Here is a 22,708-nt window from a genome sequence, read left to right on the forward strand (position 1 = left end):
AAGCGTGACCTGGCTCGAACTCGCCGACGACACCCCGTTCGGCCTGGACAACCTGCCCTACGGCGCGTTCTCCGTCGGCGGGGTGCCCGAGCGGCGGATCGGCGTCCCGGTCGGCGAGCACGTCCTCGACCTGACCGCCGCCGCGGCCGAAACCGCCGCGGCCTTCGCGCCCCTGCTCACCTCCGGCGTGCTCAACCCCCTCCTGGCCGCCAGTCCGGGTACCTGGCGCGAAGTCCGCGAGCGCCTCCGCGACTGGCTGACCGAGCCGCGTTACGCCGACCAGCTCCGCAAACACCTGGTGCCCCAAGGCGAGGTGACCACCCACCTCGCCTTCGAAGTCGCCGACTACGTCGACTTCTACTCCAGCGAGCACCACGCCCTCAACGCCAGCGAGATCTTCCGGCCCGACGCTGCCGAGCTGCCGCCGAACTGGAAGCACCTGCCCATCGGCTACCACGGCCGGGCGGGCACCGTCTTCGCGTCCGGCACCCCCGTCGTCCGCCCGCGCGGGCAACGCAAACCCCGCAGCGCCGACGCTCCCTCGTTCGGTCCCTCGCGACTGCTGGACATCGAGGCGGAGGTCGGGTTCGTCGTCGGTGCTCCGTCCACTGTGGGCACTCCGGTGTCCACTGAGGACTTCGCCGACCACGTCTTCGGCGTCTGCCTGGTCAACGACTGGTCGGCGCGCGACCTCCAAGCCTGGGAGTCGCAGCCGCTGGGGCCGTTCCTCGCCAAGTCGTTCGCCACGTCCGTGTCGCCGTGGATCGTGCCGCTCGCCGCGCTCGACCACGCCCGCGTCGAGGGCCCGAAGCAGGATCCCGAACCCTTCGACTACCTGCGCACCACCGAAAACTGGGGCTTGGACCTCGCTCTGGAGATCCGGCTCAACGGCCACCTCGTCTCCAGCCCGCCCTTTGCCACGCAGTACTGGACGGCGCCGCAGCAACTCGCGCACCTGACCATCAACGGCGCGAGCCTGCGCACCGGCGACCTCTATGCCTCGGGCACCGTCACCGGGCCGGAACGCGACCAGCGGGGGTCCCTGCTGGAACTGTCCTGGGGCGGCCGGGAACCGTTCGAGCTGCCGGACGGTCAGACCCGCACGTTCCTGGAGGACGGCGACGAGGTCGTGATCAGCGGGACCGCCCCCGGGCCGGGCGGCGCGCGGATCGGCTTCGGCGAAGTGCGGGGGAAGGTCCTGCCCAGCCCGGGGTGACTTCCCGCCCGGGCTGCGCGGGGCTCGGACGGATGAGAGGGTCGGGCCGATGACGGCGCAGCGAAAACCGTGGCGGCGGGTCGGCGCGACCCTGACGACGTACCGGGAACGCGACGGTGACCACTACGCCGCCGCCGTGACGTTCTTCAGCTTGCTCGCGCTCGTCCCGCTGATCATGGTCGCGGTCTCGGTCGCCGGGTTCGTGCTGGCCGGTGACCGGCTGCTCGCCGCCGAGCTCGACCGCGTCATCGACGGCTCCCTGCCGCCCGAGGTCGCCGGGCAGGTCACGGACATCGTGCACACCGTCGTCGGGGAACGCGGCCGGATCGGGCTGCTCGCGCTGGCCGTCGCCGCCTACTCGGGCTGGAGCTGGATCAGCAACGTCCGCGACGCCGTCACCGCCATGCTCGGCCAGGAACGGACCCCGCGCCCGCTCGTCCGCGGCATCGTCGCCGACGTCCTCGCGCTCGTCGGTGTGGGGCTGGCGATGACCGTCTCCTTCGGACTGGCGGCGCTCACCGGCGCGGTCGGCACCTGGCTCCTGCACCTGACCGGTCTCGACGGCGGGTTCGCGCAGGTGTTGCTCGTCGCGGGCTCGCTGCTGCTCGGGCTCGCGGCGAACTGGCTGGTCATCGCCTGGTGCCTGGCCCGGCTGCCGCGACGGCCGCTGCCGTTGCGCTCGACGCTGCGCCCGGCCGGGGCCGCCGCCGTCGGGCTCGGCGCGATCCAGCAGGCCGGTGGCCTCTACCTGCACCTGGTGGGGCGGTCCCCGGCCGTCGCGACGTTCGGCACGCTGGTCGGCGTCCTGCTGTTCGGGTACCTGATCGTGCGCTGGCTGCTCATGGTCGCGGTGTGGATCACGGTCCGGGACGAGCCGCCGGCGGGCACGCTCGGCGCCGACGTCCGCTACGCCGGGACGACGCTCGGGGCCGGCGCGTCGGCGGAACTGGTGGTCCGGACGCTGACCGGCCGTTGAGTGGCGGGTCACACATCACCCCGGTGACGGCGGCCGGGTCCCGTTAGGATTCCGGGACTAAGCGCTTGCTCAGCAACGGAGGTGGCCATGCGGATCGGGACCGCGATCAACTACGCCGGAGGCTTCGCCGACAGCGTCGCGGACATCGTCGAACTCGAGAAGGTGGGGCTCGACGTCGCGTTCGTTCCCGAGGCCTACTCGTTCGACGCCGTGAGCCAGCTCGGCTACCTCGCCGCGAAGACCGAGCGTGTCCAGCTCGCGTCCGGCATCTTCCAGATCTACACGCGCACGCCGACGCTCACCGCGATGACCGCGGCCGGCCTCGACTTCGTCTCGGACGGGCGGTTCATCCTCGGGCTCGGTGCGTCGGGCCCGCAGGTGATCGAGGGCTTCCACGGCGTGAAGTACGACGCGCCGCTGGGCCGCACCCGCGAGATCGTCGAGGTGTGCCGCCAGGTGTGGCGCCGCGAGCGCGTGGTGCACGAGGGCAAGCACTACACGATCCCGCTGCCACCCGAGCAGGGCACCGGGCTGGGCAAGCCGCTGAAGCTGATCAACCACCCGGTGCGCGAGCGGATCCCGGTGCTGCTGGCGGCGATCGGCCCGAAGAACGTGGCGCTCACGGCGGAGATCGCGGAGGGCTGGCAGCCGATCTTCTTCCACCCGGAGAAGGCCGCCGACGTGTGGGGCGAGTCCCTGGCGGAGGGCAAGGCGAAGCGGGACGCGTCGCTGGGCGAGCTGGACACGTACGTGTCGGCGGCACTGGCGATCGGCGACGACGTCGAGCCGCTGCTCGACCACCTGCGGCCGATCCTGGCGCTGTACATCGGCGGGATGGGCGCGCGGGGCAAGAACTTCTACAACGACCTCGCCCGCCGCTACGGCTACGAGGCGGAGGCGAAGCTGATCCAGGACCTCTACCTGGACGGCAAGAAGGAGGAGGCGGCGGCCGCGGTCCCGCTGGACCTGCTGCGCGCGATTTCCTTGGTCGGCCCGGCGGGGTACGTGAAGGAGCGCCTGGCGGCGTTCAAGGAGGCGGGCGCGACGACGCTGGTGGTCAACCCGCTGCTCCCGGGCCGCGAGGCAAGGGTGGCGGCGGTGTCGAAGCTGCGCGAACTGCTCGGCTGACCAGGCGGGGCCCCAAGCGCCCCAATGTGGCCTTCGGTGCGTGGGACGCAACGAAGGCGGCCTTCGGTGCGCGGGCCGCACCCAATGTGGCCTTCGGTGCGTGAGACGCAACGAAGGCGGCCTTCGGTGCGTGAGACGCACCCAAGGCGGCCTTCGGTGCGTCAGACGCAACCAATGTGGCCTTGGGGCGCTTGGCGGGCGCGGGTCAGGCGGGGACCGCGTACACCGCGACCCGGGTTCCGCTGAGCCCGGCGGCGTCGTACGTGCCGTCGCTGGTGATCAGCCTCAGCTGCGGCCCCGGGCCCTCCGGTGCCACCAGCGTGCTGTCCGGCTCGCCGGCCGGGAAGAACGCCGTCCGGCGGACGACGAACCGGACCTCGCGCCCGTCCTCGGTGCGCACCACCACCGCGGCTCCCGGCTCCAGCGCGCTGAGCCGCGCGAACGCCCCGCTCGCGTAGCCGAACCCCGCGTGGCCCGACAGCACCGCCACCCCCGGTGCGCCGGGTGCCGGACCGTCGGCGAACCAGCCGACGCCCAGCGCCGTGCCGGGCTGCTCGCGGCGGCCGCCGATGTGGCCGAGCTCGACCACCGGGCGCACCGCCAGACCCAGGTCGGGGACCAGCAGCGCGGCGGGTGGGCTGCCGACCGCGGCGGGCCGGTCCGCGGCCTCCGCGCCGGGCGTCACCGATGCCGACGGGGCGACCACCGACGTCACCCCGAGCAGCACGCAGCCGAGCCCGGCCACGACCGCGAGGACCGCCGCGGCCGGCCGGGCGAGCTCGGTGCGTCCGATCATTTCCCCTGCTCCACGCCGGTTTCTTTGCCCGATTAATCGCGCCGTGGCCGCGGGCGTTACCGAATCGTGTCCGATACTCGCCTCGTTCACTCGATCGGGTTATCGCACTGTGACCTCCGCGTCAGAACGGCACGCCCGGAGGGCCGCAATACCGTCAATGCCCGGCGCGGCGACGTGAGATCGGCCATGATTACGGGTTTCGGGCCGTCGGACTGGGGATATTCACCAGGCGGAAATGAGGTGCGCCGAGCAGTGCGAAAGATCGAAGAGCCCGCGGTGGGCGTACTGGACGTCGGGTCGTTCAGCGCCCGGCTGGTCGTCGTCCCGGTCGCGGGTTCCCCGCGGGAGCCGGTGCTGAACCACCAGACGCGGCTGCGGCTCGACCGCGAGCTCGACACCCAGGGCCGGCTGACCGACCGGGGCGTCGCCGCCGTCACGGCCGCCGTCGCCGCCGGGATGACCACGGCCTACCGCCACGGCGTGAGCGGCGTCTACCCCTTGGCGACGTCCTCGATCCGCGACGCGGCCAACGCCGCCGACGTCGTCCGGTACGTCGCCGGCGAAACCGGGGTCGAGCTGCGGTTCCTCTCCGGCCGCCAGGAAGCCGAGCTGGCCTACCTCGCCGCCCGCCGCTGGTACGGCGCGGCCACCGGCCCGCTGCTGGTGCTCGACATCGGCGGCGGGACGGTCGAGCTCCGCCGCGGGCTGCGGCGAGCAGGCCTCCTTCGCACGCTCGCTGCCCCTGGGCGCCCGCTCGATGACGCGGGACTGGATGCCGTCCGAGCGCGTCTCGAACAAGCAGGTCAGGGCGCTGCGCGCGCACGCGCTCGACGTCGTCACGACCACGCTGGGCGCCGCGGACGTCGAGGACCCGCACGTCGTCGGCTGCTCGAAGGTGCTGCAGCAGCTCGCGCGGCTCGCCGGCGCCCGTCCGGGGAAGTGCCGTGAGCTGCGGCTCGACGACCTGCGGGCGTGGATCCCGCGGCTGGCCGCGCTGCCGCCGTCGAAGCGGGCCGAGCTGCCCGGCATCTCCCGCAGCCGCGCCCACCAGGCGCTCGCCGGCGCGATCGTGGCGGAGGCGCTGCTGACGGTCGCGGGCGGCAAGGTGTCGATCTGCCCGTGGTCGACCCGCGACGGCCTGATCCTGACGCTGCAGGACAAGGCGGTCCGTCGCGCCTCGAAAGCGGCCTGACCCCTGGTCGTGGCCGGGAAAACCGGGTATCCCGGAAGACATGAGCGAGCAGCAGCGCATCCACGGCCGTGACGAAGACGAAGAAGAGCTCCCCAAGCTGCCGACCCCCGGCAAGCTGACCCACGACGTGCCCACCGCGCCGGACCCGGACGTGAGCCCGGGCGGGACCGAAGAGGTACCGGCCCCACCCGGGCGCGAAGCGGACGCCGTCAGCGACCTTCCGAAGTGAGCGGGTTGGTCGATTCGGCGTACTGACGCACCTTCTCCGAGTCCCGGCGCATCGGCGCGCGGCCCGGCGGCTGCTTCGGCGGCTCGCCCGCGTCGATCTTCGGGATCTCGAACCGCCGCGGCTCGGTGGTGATCGTGACGCGCTCGCCGTGGTTCAGCAGCTCCAGCGGCTCGCCGTCCAGCACGTGGTAGGTCGCCTGGTCGCGGTCGATCTCGACCTGGAACCGGGTGCCGCGGAACATCAGGCGGAAGGTGATCCGCTCCAGCTGCGGCGGCAGCCTCGGCGTGAACGACAGCTCGCCGCCGTGGTCGCGCAGGCCGCCGAACCCGGCCACCGTGCCCAGCCACGCCCCGGCCAGCGACGCCATGTGCAGCCCGTTGCGGACGTTGTTGTGCACGTCGTGCAGGTCGGTCAGGGCGGCTTCGGCGAGGTAGTCGTAGGCGAGCTCGAGGTGGCCCACCTCGGCCGCGATCACCGACTGCGTCCCCGCCGACAGCGAAGAGTCCCGCACGGTCCTGGCTTCGTAGTAGGCGAAGTCGCGCGCCTTCTCCTCCTGGCTGAACGCGTCGCCGCACAGGTGCAGCGCCAGCACCAGGTCCGCCTGCTTCACGACCTGCTTGCGGTACAGGTCGAAGTACGGGAAGTGCAGCAGCAGCGGGTAGTGCGCGAGGTCGGTGCCCGCGTAGTCCCACTCGTCGTGGTCGAGGAAGCCCTCCGACTGCGGGTGCACGCCGAGCTCGGCGTCGTAGGGCACGAACATCGCCGCGGCGGCCGCGCGCCACGAGTCCAGCTCGACCGCGTCGACGCCGAACCGCGCCGCCACGTCCGGGTGCCGCTCGCACGATGCCGCCGCCGCCTGCAGGTTCCGCCGCGCCATCAGGTTCGTGTAGACGTTGTTGTCCGCCACCGCCGAGTACTCGTCGGGCCCGGTGACGCCGTCGATGCGGAACGCGCCGTGCCGGTCGTGGTGGCCCAAAGACGCCCACAGCCGCGCGGTTTCCAGCAGCAGCTCGGCGCCGTAGTCGCGCTCGAACTCCTCGTCGCCGGTCGCGTTGAGGTAGCGCAGGACGGCGTCGGCGATGTCCGCGCTGACGTGGAACGCCGCCGTGCCCGCCGGCCAGTACGCCGAGCACTCGGCGCCGTTGATCGAGCGCCACGGGAACGCCGCGCCGCGCAACCCCAGCTGGTGCGCGCGTTCCCGCGCTTTGTCCATTGTGGAGTGCCGCCAGCGCAGGGCGTCGCGCGCGGCGTCCGGCATGGTGTAGGTGAGCACTGGCAGGACGAACGACTCGGTGTCCCAGAAGGCGTGCCCGTCGTAGCCGGGGCCGGTCAGGCCCTTGCCCGCGATCGCCCGGCTTTCGCCGCGGGCCCCGGCCTGCAGGAGGTGGAAGAGCGCGAAGCGAACCGCTTGCTGCAGCTCGGGATCGCCGTCGATCTCGATGTCCGATGTGGCCCAGAAGGCGTCGAGGAACTCGCGCTGCTCGGTGACCAGGCCCTTCCAGCCGGTCTGGCGCGCGCCCGCGAGCGCGGCCTCGACCTGCGAGCGCAGCGCGGGCACCGAACGCTGCGCCGACCAGCCGTAGGCGAGGAACTTGGTGATCCGCAGCCGCCCGCCCTTCGGCACGTCGACGGCGACGGTGAGCCGCGCGAGGTCCTCCTCGGCGTGGATGCGGGCGCGGATCCCGTCGTCCACCTCGATCTTGTGGTCCATCGCCGCGGCCATCCGCAGCCCGGAGCGGCGGGTTTGGTGCACCAGCACGGCGTTGTACTCCGACGCGCGGTGGAACTGGCCCACCAGCGGCGCCTCCAGCGCGGCGGCCACCCGCGGGTCGCTGGTGTCGGACTCGATCGGTTCGTTGGCCAGCAGGTCGGACTGCACGACCAGCTGCAGGTCCTCGTCGAGCGGCTCGACCTCGTAGCGGATCGCGGCGATCGCGCGCTGGGTGAAGGAAACCAGCCGCTCGGTGCGCACCCGGACGCGCCGCCCGGTCGGCGACGACCACTCGGTGGTCCGGCTCAGCGTGCCCTTGCGGAAGTCGAGCACGCGGTCGTGCGCGGTGGCCGCGCCGTAGCGCATGTCCAGCGGCTCGTCCTCGACCAGCAGCCGGATGATCTTGCCGTCGGTCACGTTGACGACGGTCTGGCCCTCTTCGGGGTAGCCGTACCCGGCTTCGGCGTAGGGCAGTTCGTGCTGCTCGTAGAAGCCGTTGAGGTAGGTGCCGGGCAGCCCGCGCGGCTCGGCCTCCTCGAGCGTGCCGCGCAGGCCGATGTGGCCGTTGGACACGGCGAACGCCGATTCGGTGCGCTGCAGTGCGTCGACGTCCATGCCGCGCCACCGCAGCTCCCACGGCGCGCACTCGTAGCCGTGCGGTTCTCCGGTCATCGGTCCTCCAGGAGGTCGGCGAGGTCGTCGACGACGATGTCGGCCCCGTGCGCCTTCAGCGCGGCGGCCTGGTCGGCGCGGTTCACGCCCACGACGTACCCGAAGCCGCCCGCTTTCCCGGCCTGGACGCCGGAGAGGGCGTCCTCGAACACGGCCGCGTGCGCGGGCTCGACGCCGAGGGCGGCGGCGCCGGCCAGGAAGGAGTCGGGCGCGGGCTTGCCTTTGAGGTGCTGTTCGCGGATCACGATGCCGTCGACGCGGGCTTCGATGTACTTGCTCAGGTCGCCGGCGTCGAGCACCTTGGCGCCGTTCGCGGACGACGTCACGACGGCGACGCGCAGGCCGGCCGCCTTGACCGCGTCGAGGTAGCGGACCGAGCCGGGGTACGGGCTCACGCCGCGTTCGTCGATGATCTTCAGGACCAGGTCGTTCTTGCGGTTGCCGACGCCGTTGACGGTGGCGGCGTCCGGCGGGTCGTCGGGGGTGCCTTCCGGCAGCTCGATCCCGCGTGAGCGCAGGAATTCACGGACCCCGTCGGCGCGCGGGCGGCCGTCCACGAAGGTCGCGTAGTCCTGGTCGGTGAACTCGCGGAACGCGGCGCCGTCGCGGGCGCGCAGGAACTCGTCGAACGTCCGCTTCCAGGCCTCGCGGTGGAGGACGGCTGTCCCGGTCAGCACTCCGTCGAGGTCGAACAGGCAGGCGGTGATGGTCTCGGGCAATCCCGTCATGCCCGCACGCTACCGGTCCTGCTCGTCCTTCGCGGGCTGTTCCGCGTGCGGCCGCACCCGATGGATGAGTTCGTGCACGGTCGCGTCCGCGAGCCGGTAGCGCACGACCCGCCCGTCGCGCCGGGTCGTGACCAGGCCGTGCGCCCGCAGCAGCCGCAAGGCCTGCGACACGGCGGTGTCGGTCATGCCGGTGACCGCCGCGAGGTCGGTGACGCTGATCTCCCGCGCGTAGTGGATCGAGACGAGCAAGGCGAGCCGCGAAGGGTCGGCGACTACGGAGAACCGCTGGGCCCACTCGTCGATGACGGCGCGGTCGCCCAGCCCGTCGATCGCCGCGGCCACCCGGTCCGGGTCGATGAGCTTGCGGCCGGGGTCGATGTCCACCCCCGGATGATTCCACCCCGGTCGCCGGCGGACCACCGGTGGCCTGGGTCACGCGCGGCTTGACTCGCGCGCGGCCGCCGACGAGCCTGGGCGTTAAGACAGTTGTCATAGTCCGAGGAGCCGAGATGACCGACGTCGCAGCCCAGGTCCGTTCGAAGACCATCACGTGGGAGGACCCGCTGCCGACCGCCCGGCTCGGCGCCACGATGCCCGGCATCGAGTACATGACGGCGATCGCCGAGGGCCGCGTCCCCGCCCCGCCGATCGCCGCGCACTTCGGGATGCGCTGGGTCCGCATCGAGCACGGCGAGGTCGAAGCGGTCTGCGAGCCGGACGAGTCGCTGTACAACCCGATCGGCATGGTCCACGGCGGCGTCGCGGCGACGATGCTGGACTCCGTGGTCGGTTGCGCGGTGCACACGACGCTGCCCGCGGGCGTCGGGTATTCGTCGGTGGAACTGAAGGTGAACTACCTGCGCGCGATCCACGCGGGCCGCGGCGAGATCCGCGCCACCGGCCGGGTGGTGAAGGAGGGTTCGCGGATCGCGTTCGCCGAAGGGGAGATCCGCGACGTCGACGGCAAGCTGCTCGCGACCGCGTCGGGGACGTGCGTGCTGACGCCGGTCCGTTAGCGGGGTGGCCGCACGCGGCGGGCCCGGATCGCGTCGCCCCCGCCGAAGCGGCCGATGATCGCCGCGAGCAGCGCGCGAGCGTCGTCGACGCGGTCGGCACCGAATTCCGTCTCCAGTTCGTCCTGCAGTTCCCGTCGCAGTCGCCGAGTGGCCTCGACGGCGTGCTTCGCGTGCTCGGTGAGGTGCAGGAGCTTCGTGCGGGCGTCGTCCGGGTCGGGTTCGCGCCTGAGCAGGCCCCGCCGTTCGAGATCGGCGACGGCTTTCGACGCGGCCTGCTGCGTGACGCCCATGCGCTCGGCCAGCGCGGTGATCGACAGCGGGGCGGCGAGGACGTGCTGGATCACGACGCCGTCGTTGAACCGGAGATCCCCGAAGCCCTGACCGGCCAGGCGGCGCTGCACCTCGTCGGTCGTCGCCCAGCCCGCGAAGAGGGCGGTGAGTGACAGGTCGAGGCCCTCCGGCGTAGGATGCACAACCATGGTTGTGGAATCTAGCAGAGTTCCGGCGGAGCTGGCCGAAGCGTTCGTCCGCGTGGCGCACCGGATCGTCTGGTGCAGCCTGGTGACCGTCGACCGCCGCGGGCGGCCGCGGTCGCGCGTCGTCCACCCCATCTGGGAGCGGGGGCCGGACGGCCTGACCGGGTGGCTGTTCACCCGGCCGACGCCGCTGAAGGTGGCGCACCTGGCGGCGTCGCCGTACGTGTCGTGTTCGTACTGGGACCCGCGGCACGAGGTGGCCGTGGCGGAGTGCCGGGCGGAGTTCGCGGACGACGAGGAGAGCCGCCGGTACCTGTGGGACCTGTTCTCGTCGACGCCGGATCCGTTGGGCTACAACCCGAAGATCCTGGGCGGCGAGGACCACCGCGACCCGAAGATCACGGTGTTGCGGCTGACCCCGTGGCGCCTGTCGACGGGCGGCGAAGCCTGGCGCGCGGCCTAGGCGGCACCCACCCGGCGTTCGAAGACCATGCCTTCCGCGGCCCGCAGCCCGACGCTGATCGCCCCGGTCAGCACGGCGTCCTCGCCGAGCTCGCCTTGGACCACCTTCGGCACCAACGGCGTGAACGCCCGCAGCGCGCGGTCGATCGGTTCCAGCAGCAGGTCCGCGGCCGCCCCCATGCCACCGCCGAGGACGATCAGCTCCGGGTCGATCACCGCCGCCACCGAGGCGACCGTGTACGCCAGCCGGTCGGCCTCCGCCGCCAGCGCCTGCTGGGCCAGCTCGTCGCCTTCGCGGGCCAAGCGGAACACCTCGCGGGCCGATTTCGCCGTGCCCAAGCCGAGTTCGCGCGCGCCGCGGACCACCGACTGCGCCGCCGTCGCCTCTTCGAGGTGACCGCGGGCCGGTGGGGTCGTCGGTTCCTCGGCCGCGCGCGTGCGGCCGTAGGGCAGGTAGCCGATCTCGCCCGCGGCGCCGGTCGCGCCGCGGAAGACGCGGCCGTCGACCATCATGCCCATGCCGACGCCCGTGCCGATCGTGATGCAGCCGAACACCGACGCCTCGCGCGCGGCGCCGCTTTCGCCTTCGCCGACCGCCGTGAGGTTCGCGTCGTTCTCCACCATCAGGTCCGGGCCGAGCGCCGCTTCGAGGTCGTCGATCAGGCCCGCGCGGCCCCAGCCCGGGAGGTTCGGCGCGTGCCGGAAGCAGCGCTTCGCGGGATCGGCGACGCCGGGGGAGCCGACGACGCGGACAACGATGTCGTCCGCCGTCAACCGCGCCTCCGCGACGGCCGAAGCCGCGATCTTGCCGACCGCCGCCACCAGTGCCGCGCCGGAACGCGCCGTGTTGCGCTCGTCGCGGCGCGCCACGATCGCGCCGCCGAGGTCCGCCACGGCGACGCGGATGTGCTCGCGGCCGATGTCGACGCCCAGCACGTACCCCGCGGTGGGGTCGGCCTCGTACAGCACGGCCGAGCGGCCGGTGCCGGTGGACGTCTGCCCGGTCGGCCGCGCAAGCCCGGCGGCTTCGAGGGCCAGCAGCGCCTGGCTGACCGTCGGCTTCGACAGCCCGGTGTCCTTCGCCACCTGCGGCCGCGTCGCCGGCCCGCTGCGGCGCAACAGGTCGAGGACCGCCCGCTGGTTGATCTTGCGCATCCCGGCGGGGGTACCGACCGCGGGAGCTTCTACGCCGGCCACCCGTGCCTGCCTCCTGTCGTGTTCGTGCTCCCTGCCACGCTAGCCGCCCGCACCCGGGTTCCGCCGGAATACGCCGCTTCCGGGACCCGTTGACCGGGGCATGAGCACTCCGGTACGCGGCCGGGTCCGCGTGGCACAAGGCGCGAAGCGGGTACGGGTGTTCCTCGGCGGGCAGGTCGTCGCGGACACGGTGCACCCCCTCCTGGTCTGGGAAGTTCCCTACTACCCGACGTACTACATCCCGCGCGCGGACGTGACGAGCGGCCTCCTCACCCCCTCCGGCCGCACGGCGCACTCGCCGAGCCGCGGAGAAGGTGTTCTGTCGACGATAAAGGGTGGCGGAGCGGAGGCGGTGGACGCCGCGCTGGAATACCCGGATTCGCCGATCGAGGAGCTGCGCGGGCACATCCGCTTCGAGTTCGGCGCCTTCGACTGGTTCGAAGAGGACGAGCAGATCTTCACGCACCCGCGCGACCCCGGCGTCCGCGTCGACATCCTGCCGAGCTCCCGGCACGTGCGGATCGAGGTCGACGGCGTCACGGTGGCCGATTCGGTCCGCCCGCACCTGCTGTTCGAGACCGGCCTGCCGACGCGCTACTACCTGCCCCGCGTGGACGTCCGGATGGACCTGCTCGAGAAGATCGACACGGTGACGCACTGCCCGTACAAGGGCGCGGCCGAGCACTTCGACGTGAACGGGCACGAGGACCTGGCGTGGAGCTACCCGACGCCGCTGCCGGAGAGCACCCGCGCGGCGGGGCTGGTGGCGTTCCTCGACGAGAAGGTGGACGTCTACGTGGACGGCGTGCGCCAGGAGCGCCCGAAGACGAAGTTCGCCTGAGCCGCGTATAACGCCCTATACCAAGCGCCCCAAGGCGGCCTTGGTTGCGTCCAACGCACCGAAGGCCGCCTTGGGTGCGTCTGACGCACCGAAGGCCACATTGGGGCGCTTGGGACCGGCGGGGTCAAGCCGCGTGGTGGCCGTTCGCTTGACGGCGGAAGCCGCGCGGGCGCGGCCGTTCCGGTGCTGGGGCGTCCACAGTGGATCCTGCGGTGACCGAGCCGTCGTCGGCCGTGGCCGCCGGGCGGGGAGCGCCGCGGTCGCGGTGACGGCGGTGCACCGCGTACAGCAACGCCAGCCCCAGCACCACCAGCACGTGCGTCGCCAGGCGGGACACCGTCACCTGCCCCGCCGCCAGGTCACCCGCCGACAGCACCAGCAGCACCCCGACGAACCCGGTCAGCAGCGGCAGCTGACCGGCCGCCGTCTTCGGGCGCAGAACCGCCGTGAGCAGCCCGATCCCCACCGCCAGGTTCCACGCGCCGCTCTCGTGGTCGAGGTGCAGCGCGTGTCCCGGGGCCAGCAGCTGCGCGAACGCCAGTCCCAGCTGGCCGATCGCCACCAACGCCAGCGCGATCCGCAGTCCCCACCCCTCACCGGAGGGGGCGGGCGTGCGCTCGAGGATCGACGCCGTGAGGTCCGGGACCGGCGGGGCCGGGCGCAGCAGCATCGCGCGCCGCAGCCGGTCCGCCTCCGCGAACCACTCCCGGCAGGCCGCACACGACGCCAGGTGCTCGTCGGGCGAAACCGGTTCGGCTTCGCCGTCCAAGCGCGCTGACAACGCTTCGCGGCATTCCTCGCACCTCATGTCGTACCAGTCGGACGGCGGGTCCCCGGGGTTCCCGGTCACTGCTAAGTTCCGGACCATGACTCGCGGTGAGGACGACGAGCGCGTCACCAAGCTGGCCTTCGAAGCGGGTCGCGGCGACCGGCGCGCGCTGGAGGACTGGGTCCGCGCGACGCAAGCCGACGTCTGGCGCTTCCTCGCCCACCTCACCGACACGGCGTCGGCCGACGACCTGACACAGGAGACCTACCTTCGCGCCTTCGGCAGCCTTCGCCGCTTCGCCGGGCGTTCGTCGTCGCGCACCTGGCTGCTGTCCATCGCGCGCCGGGTGGTCGTCGACCAGATCCGCGCCGCCGGGGCCCGGCCGAAGATCGACTGGGACGCCCCGGTCGACCAGGGCCGCGCCACCACCGGGTTCGAAGACCTCGTCGAACTCGGCGTGCTCCTCGACGGCCTCGACCCGGACCGGCGCGAGGTGCTCGTGCTGACCCAGGTGCTCGGCCTGTCCTACGCCGAGGCCGCCGACGTCTGCGGTGTCCCGGTCGGCACCGTCCGCTCCCGGGTCGCGCGAGCCCGCGAAGACCTCCTCGAAGCCCGCCGCGAGCGCGGGTCCGACGCCGGCTGAACCAAGCCGTTACGCCGTCCGGCACTGTGGCGGCACACACATTCGGCGGCTTCCACTGTCACCTCGTCACAGAGATGGGTGAACACGACTACGCCGCGTTGACGGCCTGACAACACCTGCTTAGCGTGACGCGCACCCCGCTCTCACGCCTGCAAAGGGATTCCCGATGGCCAGTCCCACCACCGAACCCGCCGACCCCGGAACCGGGCAAGTCGGCCGCCGCCGCTTCCTGACCTTCCTCGTCGCCGCGCCCACGCTCACCGTCGCCACGAAGCTCACCGCCGACGCGGTGGCCCCGGCGACCGCCGAGGCCGTCGTCCCGACGCTGCCGCAGCCCGCGGAGATCCTCGACCTCGGCGACGTGCTGACGCTGTCGTGCGCGCCGACCGCCGGGATGCTCGTCCTCGAGATGACTTCCGACGGGCGGGCCCGGCTGCAGCTGCCGCGCGCCGAAGTCGGCCAGGGCATCACGACGGCGACCGCGATGCTCGTCGCCGAAGAGCTGGACCTGCCGCTCGACCGCGTCGACGTCGTGCTCTCCGACGCCCGCACCGAGCTGCTGTTCAACCAGCTCACCGGCGGCTCGAACACGATGCGCTCGCTGTACGACCCGGTCCGCGCCACCGCCGCGACCGCCCGCGCCCGGATGGTCGCCGCGGCCGGGGCGCAGTGGGGGACCGACGCGTCGCGACTGTCCACTCGCGACGGTGCGGTGTGGGCGCCCGACGGCCGCAGCGCCGGCTACGGCGACCTCGCCGGTCCGGCGTCGCGGACCGACCTGACCACCGGGACCATCGCGCCGAAAGCCGAGTCCGCGCAGACCCTGGTCGGCACGCCGACCTCGCGCAAGGACGCCCGCGCGATGGTCACCGGCAAGCAGGTCTACACCCTCGACCTCGACATCCCCGGCGCGAACCCGGTCATGGTGCGGAGCCCGCCGACCATCAACGGCACGGTGCAAAAGGTCAACAACGAAGCCGCGGTCCGCGCGATGCCCGGGATCATCGACATCGCCGTCGTGAAGACCGGTGTCGCGGTGATGGCCGAGACGTTCGGCCAGGCCCTCGACGGCAAGAACGCCCTCGACGTCACCTGGGGCCCCGGCACGGTCGACGGCGAGGACAACGAGACCATCAAGAAGAAGCTGCGCGCGGCCACGCTGCCGTTCGTGGTGCCGCCGCTGCTGACGCAGTACGTCGACGGCGAGTTCGACTTCGCCTTCGCCAGCCACGCGCCGATGGAGTCGAACTCCGCGGTCGCCGACGTCCGGGAGGACAGCGCGACCATCTGGGCCGGGCTGAAGTCGCCGATCGTGGCCAAGCAGACCATCGCCCAGGAGCTGGGGCTGCCGGAGAACAAGGTCACCGTGCACGTCCAGCAGGGCGGCGGGTCCTTCGGGCGGCGCCTGTTCTTCGACGCCGCCCTCGAAGCCGCGCACATCTCGAAGGCGATGAAGAAGCCGGTCCGTCTCATGTGGAGCCGGATCGACGACATGCGCCACGGCCGCGGCCGCGCGGCGAGCTTCCACCGGATCCGCGCCACCATGGCGCTCGGGCAGGTGCTGACGTTCGAGCACCGCGTCGCCAGCGTCGAAACCGACTGGAGCCACGGCCTCGGCGAGATCCTCACCGCGTATGCGGCGAAGCTGCCTGTCGGCGGCAACCTGAGCTTCGCGCAGACGGTTTTCCTGTTGACCGTGAAGTCGCCGTACAACTTCGGCGTCACCACGCAGCTGCTCAACGAGGTGCCGCTGAAGTTCCACACTTCCGCGTGGCGCTCGGTCTACTCGGCGAACACCCGCGGCGCCGAGGAGATCATGGTCGACGAGATCGCGAAGAAGCTCGGCAAGGACCCGTACCAGTTCCGGCGCGAGTTCATCAAGGAAGAACGCCAGCGCGCGGTGCTCGACAAGGTCGCGGAGCTCGGCGAGTGGGGCAAGAAGATGCCCACCGGGTTCGCGCAGGGCATCGCCGTGCACGGCGAGTACAAGTCCTACACGGCCTGCCTGGTCGAGATGGACGCGCGCGACCCGAAGCACCCGCGCGTCACCAAGGCGACGATCGCGGTCGACGTCGGCAAGCCGGTGAACCCGCGCGGCATCCAGGCGCAGATGCTCGGCGGCCTGACCGACGCGATCTCCACGACGCTCACCGCCGGCCTGCACATCGACAAGGGCCTGCCGCTGGAGGGCAGCTACTCGCAGTTCCACTACGCGCGGCAGAAGAACTCGCCGACCGACGTCACCGTGCACGTCATGCCGGCCAACGGCGCCGACATCGGCGGAGCCGGCGAGCTCGGCGTGCCCGCCCCGGTCGGCGCGATCGCCAACGCCTACGCCAGGGCGACCGGGATCAAACCCCGCAGCTTCCCCATCACCTTCCCGGTCGACTTCGACCCGTTCCCGCGCTGAGGAGAGTCCCCATGCCGAACTACACCTTCGTGGTGAACGGGAAGACCGTCACCGTCGACGCGCCGGCCGACCTGCCCATGCTGTGGGCGCTGCGCGACAAGCTCAAGGTCCGCGGGCCGAAGTACGGCTGCGGCATCAACGTCTGCAAGGCCTGCACCAGCCACCTCGACGGCGAGGCGTTCAACCCCTGCGTCACGCCGGTTTCGGAGTGCGCCGGGCGCGAGGTCACCACGATCGAAGGGCTGGCCGACGGCGACGAGCTGCACCCGGTCCAGGAGGCCTGGCTGGAGCAGGACGTCGCCCAGTGCGGCTACTGCCAGCCGGGCCAGATCATGGCGGCGGTCGCCCTGCTGAAGAAGACGAAGAACCCGACGGACGCCGAGATCGACGCCATCCAGAACGTCTGCCGCTGCGGCACGTACTTCCGGATCCGTGAGGCGATCAAGAGCGCGGCCGCCAAGATGTGATCGACGCGGATGCGGAGGTTCTACAAAAGAACCTCCGCATCCGCGGCGCCTGTAGAAAGTTCACCCGGACGTGGATGGCACGTTCGGGTTAGATGTCGGTCTCGGGCTTCGACGAAGAGGCCCGGACCGGAGGGCACCATGCACTACCAGGCGCTTTTGGCCGACGGGCGCGCGCCGACGGTCGCGGCACTGGCCGCCGAGGTCGAGCGGAAGCTGCCCGAGCTCATCGAGAGCACGGTGCGGCAGATCCGCGCCGAGATGCCGGTCTACGCCGACGCCCGGTTCGTCACGCACGCCGAGCTGCGCAACTCGGTGCGGGTGAACCTCGAGCACGTGATGCGCACGCTGCGCGGTTCGGACGTCCCCGATCTGTCCCAGGCCAGCGCGACCGGCCGGGCGCGGGCTTTGCAGGGCGCGCCCCTGCCGGAGCTGCTGCGCGCGTACCGGATCGGGCTCACCGAGGTGTGGCACCGGTTCGTCGAGCTGACGGCGCGCGGGTCGTCGCAGGACCTCGCCGGGCTCGTCGCGGCGACGTCGGCGATCTGGGCGCTGATCGACGACCTGGCCGAGGCCCTGACGACGTCCTACCGCGACACGACGGCGGAAGTCATGGTGGCGCACCAGAACCGCCGCTCGGCGCTGGTCGAAGCGCTGTTCGCGGGCGGGTCCGCGACCGAAGGCACGCTGTGGGACATCGCCCGCGTGCTCGACCTGTCCCTGGACGGCACGTTCGTGGTGGTCGCGGCGGAGACCCCGCGGCTGGGCCTGGAGCCGCTGCCACAGATCGAGGCGCGGCTGCGGGCGCTGCACCACGCGTCGGCCTGGCGGCTGACCCCGGACCTCCAGGTGGGCGTGGTATCCCTGCGCGACCCGGCGGCGGCGTCGGCGATCGTCGAGCTGGTCCGCGAACACCCCGTAGGCCGCGTCGGGATGAGCCCGGTGTTCACGGGGCTGGGCAACACGGCCCGTGCGCTGCACCTGGCCCGGGTGGCGCTGTCCAGCCTGACGCCGGGCACGCCGGGGCTGGTCCAGTTCACGGAGTCGCCGTTGGCCGGGCTGGTGGCGAGCTCGCCGGAGGCATCGGTCCAGCTGGCCCACCACGTGCTCCAGCCGATCCTCGACCTCCCTGGCGACGACCGGAACGTGCTCCTGCTGACGCTGCGGGCGTGGTTCGACTGCCAGGGGTCGACGAAGCTGACGTCGGAGCGGATGTTCTGCCACCCGAACACGATCCGCCACCGCTTGAAGCGCATCACGGAGGAACTGGGCCGGTCGTTGACGAACCCGGCGGACATCGCCGAGCTGGGCGCGGCTTTGAGGGCGCTGAACTTGTTCCCCGAGGCGGCCCACCTCCCCGCCCCGCGCTGACTCGCCTCGGCCCGTCGTGAGTGTTTAGGGCGGTTCTAACCGCCCTAAACACTCACGACCGGTACGGGACCTCAGGCGTCCGAGGAACGCTTCCAGAGGTTGATGTCCGCGTCCGTCGCGTGCCCGTCGATCTCGGTCAGCTCCTCCGACGAGAACTCCAGGTTGCCCAGCGCGCCCACGTTGTCCTCCAGCTGCCCGACGCTGCTCGCGCCGATCAGCACCGACGTCACGCGGCTGTCGCGCAACGCCCACGCCAACGCCAGCTGCGCCAGTGACTGCCCGCGCCGGGCTGCGATGTCGTTGAGGGCCCGGACCCGGCCCAGGCGGTTCTCGTCGAGCGTGTCCGGGTCCAGGGACTTGCCCTGCGCCGCGCGGGAGTCCGCCGGGACGCCCTTCAGGTACTTGTCCGTCAGCAGCCCCTGCGCCAGCGGGGAGAACGCGATGCAGCCCGCGCCCGCCTGCTCGAGCGTGTCGAGCAGGCCGTCCTCTTCGATCCAGCGGTTCAGCATCGAGTACGACGGCTGGTGGATCAGCAAGGGCGTGCCGAGTTCACGCAGCAGCCGCGCCGCTTCGGCCGTGCGCTCCGAGCTGTAGGACGAAATCCCGACGTACAGCGCTTTCCCGGCGCGGACCGCCGAATCGAGCGCGCCGACCGTCTCCTCCAGCGGCGTCTCGGGGTCGAACCGGTGGGAGTAGAAGATGTCGACGTAGTCCAGGCCCATCCGCCCGAGCGACTGGTCCAGTGAGGACAGCAGGTACTTGCGCGAACCCCACTCGCCGTACGGGCCCGGCCACATGTCGTAGCCCGCCTTCGTGGAGATCACCAGCTCGTCGCGGTACGGCTTGAAGTCCGTCGCCAGCAGGCGCCCGAAGTTCTCCTCCGCCGAGCCGTACGGCGGGCCGTAGTTGTTGGCCAGGTCGAAGTGCGTGATGCCGAGGTCGAAGGCGCGGCGCGTGATGGCGCGCTGGGTCTCCAGCGGCCGGTCGTGGCCGAAGTTGTGCCACAGCCCGAGCGAGATCGCGGGCAGCTTCAGCCCGGACCGCCCGCAGCGCCGGTAGGGGATCGAGTCGTATCGGCCGGATGCCGCAACGTAGGTCACGCGGCCGATGCTAGCCCGCCCGTCGGGTACGCTCCGGGTGAGCGACCGCTTAGGAGGTCAGTGGTGGGCACCGGATTCTTCACCTCGGTCGACGACGTGTCGGCGAAGCTGGCCGACGCCGGCTACCTGGCGTCGACGGCGGTCGCGACCACCGTCTTCCTCGCCGACCGGCTCGGCAAGCCGGTGCTGGTCGAAGGCCCCGCCGGCGTCGGCAAGACCGAGCTCGCCAAGGCCGTCGCCCAGGTCAGCGGCTCGCGGCTGGTGCGCCTGCAGTGCTACGAGGGCATCGACGAGGCCCGCGCGCTGTACGAGTGGAACCACGCGAAGCAGCTGCTGCGGATCACCGCCGGCCGCGACGAGACGTGGGAGCAGGCCCGCACCGACATCTTCGGCGAGGAGTTCCTGCTCCGCCGCCCGCTGCTCACCGCGATCTCCTCCGACGAGCCGACCGTGCTGCTCATCGACGAGACCGACAAGGCCGACATGGAGGTCGAGGGCCTGCTGCTGGAGGTCCTCGGCGACTTCCAGGTCACCGTGCCGGAGCTGGGCACGATCACCGCCGCGCGGGCGCCGTTCGCCGTGCTCACCTCCAACGCCACGCGCGAGCTGTCCGAGGCGCTGCGCCGCCGGTGCCTGTTCCTGCACATCGACTTCCCGGACGAAGACCTCGAACGCGACATCGTCCGGCTCAAGGTCCCCGGCATCGACGCCGCGCTCGCCGACTCCGTCGTCCGGGTCGTCGCCGCGCTGCGCGCGATGGACCTGCGCAAGCTGCCGTCGGTCGCGGAGACCATCGACTGGGCGCGCACCCTGCTCGCCCTCGGCGCGTCCACGCTGGACGAGCGCGTCGTGCGGGAGAGCCTCGGCGTCGTGCTCAAGCACCAGGACGACATCGCCAAGGCGGGCGCCGGGCTCCAGCTCGAACAGGTCCTGGACGCGTCGTGACCGGCGGCGTGCCGGAACGGCTCGCGTCGTTCGTCAAGGCACTGCGGGCCCAGGGCATCCCGGCGGGCCCCGCCGAGACGGTCGACGCCGCGGCGGCGCTGGAGGTCCTCGGCCTCGACGACCGTGCTCTCGTCCGCGAAGGCCTCGCCGCGGCTCTCGTCCGGCGCGGTGGCCAACGCGCGGTGTTCGACGCCGCCTTCGACCTGTACTTCCCGGCCGGGATCGGCGCGCCCGAGCGGGCCCGCGAAGACCAGCCGTCGACGCTGGAGGAGCTGCGCGAGGAGCTGGCCGCCGCGCTGGCCGACGGCGACCAGCAGGCGATGGCGCAGCTGGCCGGGCTGGCGGTGGAGATGCTGGGGCAGTACGGCTCGGCGTCCGGCCCCGGCGGCGGCTTCTCGGCCCACCAGACGCTCGAGCGGCTCCAGCCGCAGACGCTCATCGCGCGGGTGCTGGCCGCGGTCCGCGGCGGCGGCGCCCGCGGCGAGTTCACCGACCGCCTCGACCGCGACGAGATCCGCCGCCGCGTCGAAGGGTTCCGCGGGCAGGTCCGCACCGAGGCGCGCCGCCGGGCGGCCGAGGTCCGCGGCCGCGAGCGCGTCGCCAAGCACGCCATCGCGCCCTCGCCCGACCGCGTCGACTTCCTGATCGCCAGCCGCACCCAGCTGGCCGAGCTGCGGCGGACCATCCAGCCGCTGTCCCGCAAGCTTGCGACGCGCCTGGCGGCCCGTCGCAAGCGCACGACGCGCGGCCAGATCGACCTGCGCCGCACGTTGCGCCGCTCGCTGTCGACCGGCGGGGTGCCGCTGCGCCCGGCCTACCGCCACCGGCGGCCCGGGCGGCCGGAAATCGTGCTGCTGTGCGACCTTTCCGGGTCGGTGGCGGGGTTCGCGAACTTCACCATGCTGCTGGTGCAGGCGCTGCGCGACCAGTTCAGCAAGATCCGCGTGTTCGCGTTCGTGGACAGCGCGGACGAGGTCACCCACCTGGTCACCACGGGCGCGGCCGACCCGGAGCACCTGGGCGCGCGCATGCTGGCGGAGGCGGCGCTGGTGCGCTGGGACGGCCACAGCGACTACGGCGGTTCGCTGCGCCAGTTCACCGAGAACTGGCTGGAAGCGGTCGGACCGCGGACGTCGGTCCTGATCCTCGGCGACGCCCGCACCAACGGCGGCGACCCCAACCTCGACGCGGTCCGCGAGATCAAGTCCCGCGCCCGGCACGTCTACTGGCTGAACCCGGAACGGCGGTCGTTGTGGTCGACCGGCGACTCGGCGGCGCTGGAGTACGCCGACGTCGTGGAGATGCACGAGTGCCGGACGGTGCAGCAGCTGTCCACGTTGGTCACGCGCCTGCTGCCGGTGTGAGCCACTCGTCGATCTCGCGAAGCAGCCGCGCCTTCGTCGCTTCGGGCGCGAAGGACGCCTTCACACTCGCCCGCGCGAAGTCCGCCATCGCCGCGTCGTCGTAGCCGAACGTCCGCTGGACGCGGGCGTACTCCTCGGCCAAAGCCGCGCCCGTCACCGACGGGACGTCGGTGTTGATCGTGACCGTCAGACCCGCCTCGACCAGCCGGGGGAGCGGGTGCTCGGGCCAGGACGGCACCAGGCCCAGCGTCACGTTCGAGGACGGGCACACCTCCAGAGCGAGCCCGCGGTCGCGGACCTCCCGGACCAGGACGGGGTCTTCGAGGACGCGGATGCCGTGCCCGAGCCGCTCGGTGCGGCCAACTTCCAGGGCTTCGCGGATGCTGTCCGGCCCCGCGTCCTCGCCTGTGTGGTGCAGCAGGCGGATCCCGGCGGCGCGGGCCTTCTCGAAGACCGTCGCGAACGGTCGCAGCGAGTGGTTTTCTTCGCCCGCCATGCCGATCGCGAAGACTTCGTCGTACTTCAGGGCGAGGTCGAGGGTGCGCTCGGCGCGTTCGACCGAACGACGTCGCGAGTGGTCGAGCAGCAGCCGCCACTCCAGGCCGCCGCTTTCGGACAGTCCCTTGAGGACGGACTCGAGCGGCATTTCGAGGTCGCCCAGGCGTTCCCCGTGCGACGCCGCCGTGAACGTGACTTCGGCGTAGCGCGTCCCTTGGGCGGCTTCGTCTTCGCAGTATTCGCGCGCGATGCGCTCGAAGTCTTCGGGCCGCCGCAGACACGAACGGATGAGCGCGTTGTAGTCCGCGAACGCGCGGAAGCCGTCGAACACCGGAGGCTCGCCGGGGACGTCGACGCCGTTGGCTTCGCCCAGTTCCCGTAGCGTGTCCGGCCGGATCGTGCTCTCCAGGTGGACGTGCAGGTGGGCCTTCGGCAGGGCGGCCAGGTCGCGCATGGGGCGAGCCTAAAGGCGGCCGACGGGCGCTCGCGCGGCATTTTCCCGGC

Annotated in this window: 22 protein-coding genes and 1 pseudogene; 14 read left to right on the plus strand and 9 right to left on the minus strand. The window is 72.1% G+C overall.

The genetic code is table 11. The features are described 5' to 3' along the window. Positions 1-4 precede the first annotated feature (4 nt). The 3 genes from fahA to QP939_RS31515 all read left to right on the plus strand — a co-directional run bounded on the left by fahA (position 5) and on the right by QP939_RS31515 (position 3,320). Positions 5-1,216: a fumarylacetoacetase gene (gene fahA / locus QP939_RS31505; RefSeq protein ID WP_285449823.1), complete on the plus strand. Its 1,212-nt coding sequence runs from the start codon at positions 5-7 to the stop codon at positions 1,214-1,216. 49 nt (positions 1,217-1,265) lie between these two features. Beyond that, positions 1,266-2,192 (plus strand): YihY/virulence factor BrkB family protein, encoded by a 927-nt coding sequence (locus QP939_RS31510; protein ID WP_285449825.1) that lies wholly within the window; start codon positions 1,266-1,268, stop codon positions 2,190-2,192. Between the two features lie 87 nt (positions 2,193-2,279). Further along, positions 2,280-3,320 (plus strand): LLM class F420-dependent oxidoreductase, encoded by a 1,041-nt coding sequence (locus QP939_RS31515; protein WP_285449827.1) that lies wholly within the window; start codon positions 2,280-2,282, stop codon positions 3,318-3,320. 205 nt (positions 3,321-3,525) lie between these two features. On the opposite strand, the gene QP939_RS31520 is transcribed toward QP939_RS31515, so the two are convergent. Further along, entirely contained in the window at positions 3,526-4,116 is a 591-nt protein-coding gene (locus tag QP939_RS31520) for a class F sortase (protein ID WP_285449829.1), read from the minus strand. Between the two features lie 252 nt (positions 4,117-4,368). Between QP939_RS31520 and QP939_RS31525 the strand changes: the two are divergent. After that, a pseudogene (locus QP939_RS31525) lies at positions 4,369-5,308 on the plus strand (Ppx/GppA phosphatase family protein). Between the two features lie 40 nt (positions 5,309-5,348). Further along, positions 5,349-5,537: a hypothetical protein gene (locus QP939_RS31530; protein ID WP_285449830.1), complete on the plus strand. Its 189-nt coding sequence runs from the start codon at positions 5,349-5,351 to the stop codon at positions 5,535-5,537. Here QP939_RS31530 and QP939_RS31535 read toward each other — a convergent pair. The 3 genes from QP939_RS31535 to QP939_RS31545 are packed head-to-tail and all read right to left on the minus strand — an operon-like array spanning position 5,518 to position 9,026. Continuing rightward, positions 5,518-7,920 (minus strand): glycoside hydrolase family 65 protein, encoded by a 2,403-nt coding sequence (locus QP939_RS31535; protein WP_285449831.1) that lies wholly within the window; start codon positions 7,918-7,920, stop codon positions 5,518-5,520. The genes QP939_RS31530 and QP939_RS31535 overlap by 20 nt on opposite strands. Then, positions 7,917-8,648: an HAD family hydrolase gene (locus QP939_RS31540; RefSeq protein WP_285449832.1), complete on the minus strand. Its 732-nt coding sequence runs from the start codon at positions 8,646-8,648 to the stop codon at positions 7,917-7,919. The genes QP939_RS31535 and QP939_RS31540 overlap by 4 nt, the downstream gene beginning before the upstream one ends. Before the next feature lie 9 nt (positions 8,649-8,657). After that, a complete protein-coding gene (locus tag QP939_RS31545; protein WP_285459893.1) occupies positions 8,658-9,026 on the minus strand; it encodes an ArsR/SmtB family transcription factor in 369 nt (122 codons plus the stop codon). 131 nt (positions 9,027-9,157) lie between these two features. On the opposite strand from QP939_RS31545, the gene QP939_RS31550 reads away from it, so the two are divergent. Continuing rightward, complete coding sequence (locus QP939_RS31550; RefSeq protein ID WP_285449833.1) at positions 9,158-9,664, plus strand: PaaI family thioesterase; 507 nt, start codon at positions 9,158-9,160, stop codon at positions 9,662-9,664. Here QP939_RS31550 and QP939_RS31555 read toward each other — a convergent pair. Next, positions 9,661-10,143 (minus strand): MarR family winged helix-turn-helix transcriptional regulator, encoded by a 483-nt coding sequence (locus tag QP939_RS31555; RefSeq protein WP_285449834.1) that lies wholly within the window; start codon positions 10,141-10,143, stop codon positions 9,661-9,663. The genes QP939_RS31550 and QP939_RS31555 overlap by 4 nt on opposite strands. On the opposite strand from QP939_RS31555, the gene QP939_RS31560 reads away from it, so the two are divergent. After that, positions 10,142-10,603 (plus strand): pyridoxamine 5'-phosphate oxidase family protein, encoded by a 462-nt coding sequence (locus QP939_RS31560; RefSeq protein WP_285449835.1) that lies wholly within the window; start codon positions 10,142-10,144, stop codon positions 10,601-10,603. The two genes, QP939_RS31555 and QP939_RS31560, sit on opposite strands and share 2 nt — an antisense overlap. Here QP939_RS31560 and QP939_RS31565 read toward each other — a convergent pair. Further along, complete coding sequence (locus QP939_RS31565; protein ID WP_285449837.1) at positions 10,600-11,799, minus strand: ROK family protein; 1,200 nt, start codon at positions 11,797-11,799, stop codon at positions 10,600-10,602. The two genes, QP939_RS31560 and QP939_RS31565, sit on opposite strands and share 4 nt — an antisense overlap. 100 nt (positions 11,800-11,899) lie before the next feature. Here QP939_RS31565 and QP939_RS31570 point away from each other — a divergent pair, with 100 nt between their 5' ends. Continuing rightward, complete coding sequence (locus QP939_RS31570; protein WP_285449839.1) at positions 11,900-12,640, plus strand: DUF427 domain-containing protein; 741 nt, start codon at positions 11,900-11,902, stop codon at positions 12,638-12,640. 124 nt (positions 12,641-12,764) lie between these two features. Here the strand turns inward: QP939_RS31570 and QP939_RS31575 are convergent, their stop codons facing one another. After that, the gene (locus tag QP939_RS31575; RefSeq protein ID WP_285449840.1) at positions 12,765-13,490 is read right to left on the minus strand and encodes a zf-HC2 domain-containing protein; all 726 of its coding nucleotides are present in this window, start codon (positions 13,488-13,490) and stop codon (positions 12,765-12,767) included. Positions 13,491-13,506: 16 nt separating this feature from the next. Here QP939_RS31575 and sigC point away from each other — a divergent pair, with 16 nt between their 5' ends. The 4 genes from sigC to QP939_RS31595 all read left to right on the plus strand — a co-directional run bounded on the left by sigC (position 13,507) and on the right by QP939_RS31595 (position 18,297). Beyond that, positions 13,507-14,052, plus strand: coding sequence for an RNA polymerase sigma factor SigC (gene sigC / locus QP939_RS31580; RefSeq protein WP_285449841.1), 546 nt, complete (start codon positions 13,507-13,509; stop codon positions 14,050-14,052). Between the two features lie 166 nt (positions 14,053-14,218). After that, positions 14,219-16,462: a xanthine dehydrogenase family protein molybdopterin-binding subunit gene (locus QP939_RS31585; protein WP_285449842.1), complete on the plus strand. Its 2,244-nt coding sequence runs from the start codon at positions 14,219-14,221 to the stop codon at positions 16,460-16,462. 11 nt (positions 16,463-16,473) lie between these two features. Further along, positions 16,474-16,929 carry a (2Fe-2S)-binding protein gene (locus tag QP939_RS31590; RefSeq protein WP_285449843.1) on the plus strand — a complete coding sequence of 152 codons (456 nt, stop codon included), beginning with the start codon at positions 16,474-16,476 and terminating at the stop codon, positions 16,927-16,929. A gap of 138 nt (positions 16,930-17,067) precedes the next feature. After that, positions 17,068-18,297 carry an RsbRD N-terminal domain-containing protein gene (locus QP939_RS31595; RefSeq protein WP_285449844.1) on the plus strand — a complete coding sequence of 410 codons (1,230 nt, stop codon included), beginning with the start codon at positions 17,068-17,070 and terminating at the stop codon, positions 18,295-18,297. A gap of 71 nt (positions 18,298-18,368) precedes the next feature. Here the strand turns inward: QP939_RS31595 and mgrA are convergent, their stop codons facing one another. Continuing rightward, the gene (mgrA, locus tag QP939_RS31600; RefSeq protein ID WP_285449845.1) at positions 18,369-19,397 is read right to left on the minus strand and encodes an L-glyceraldehyde 3-phosphate reductase; all 1,029 of its coding nucleotides are present in this window, start codon (positions 19,395-19,397) and stop codon (positions 18,369-18,371) included. Positions 19,398-19,460: 63 nt separating this feature from the next. Between mgrA and QP939_RS31605 the strand changes: the two genes are divergently transcribed. Beyond that, positions 19,461-20,342: an AAA family ATPase gene (locus tag QP939_RS31605; protein ID WP_285449847.1), complete on the plus strand. Its 882-nt coding sequence runs from the start codon at positions 19,461-19,463 to the stop codon at positions 20,340-20,342. Continuing rightward, on the plus strand, positions 20,339-21,706 hold the full coding sequence (locus tag QP939_RS31610) for a vWA domain-containing protein (protein WP_285449848.1): 1,368 nt from the start codon (positions 20,339-20,341) through the stop codon (positions 21,704-21,706). Before QP939_RS31605 ends, QP939_RS31610 begins: the two co-directional genes overlap by 4 nt. Here the strand turns inward: QP939_RS31610 and add are convergent. Beyond that, positions 21,684-22,658, minus strand: a complete 975-nt coding sequence (add, locus tag QP939_RS31615; RefSeq protein WP_285449849.1) for an adenosine deaminase — start codon at positions 22,656-22,658, stop codon at positions 21,684-21,686. The genes QP939_RS31610 and add overlap by 23 nt on opposite strands. Positions 22,659-22,708 lie beyond the last annotated feature (50 nt).

The organism is Amycolatopsis nalaikhensis, from assembly GCF_030264295.1.
GTDB classification, from domain to species: Bacteria; Actinomycetota; Actinomycetes; order Mycobacteriales; family Pseudonocardiaceae; genus Amycolatopsis; species Amycolatopsis nalaikhensis.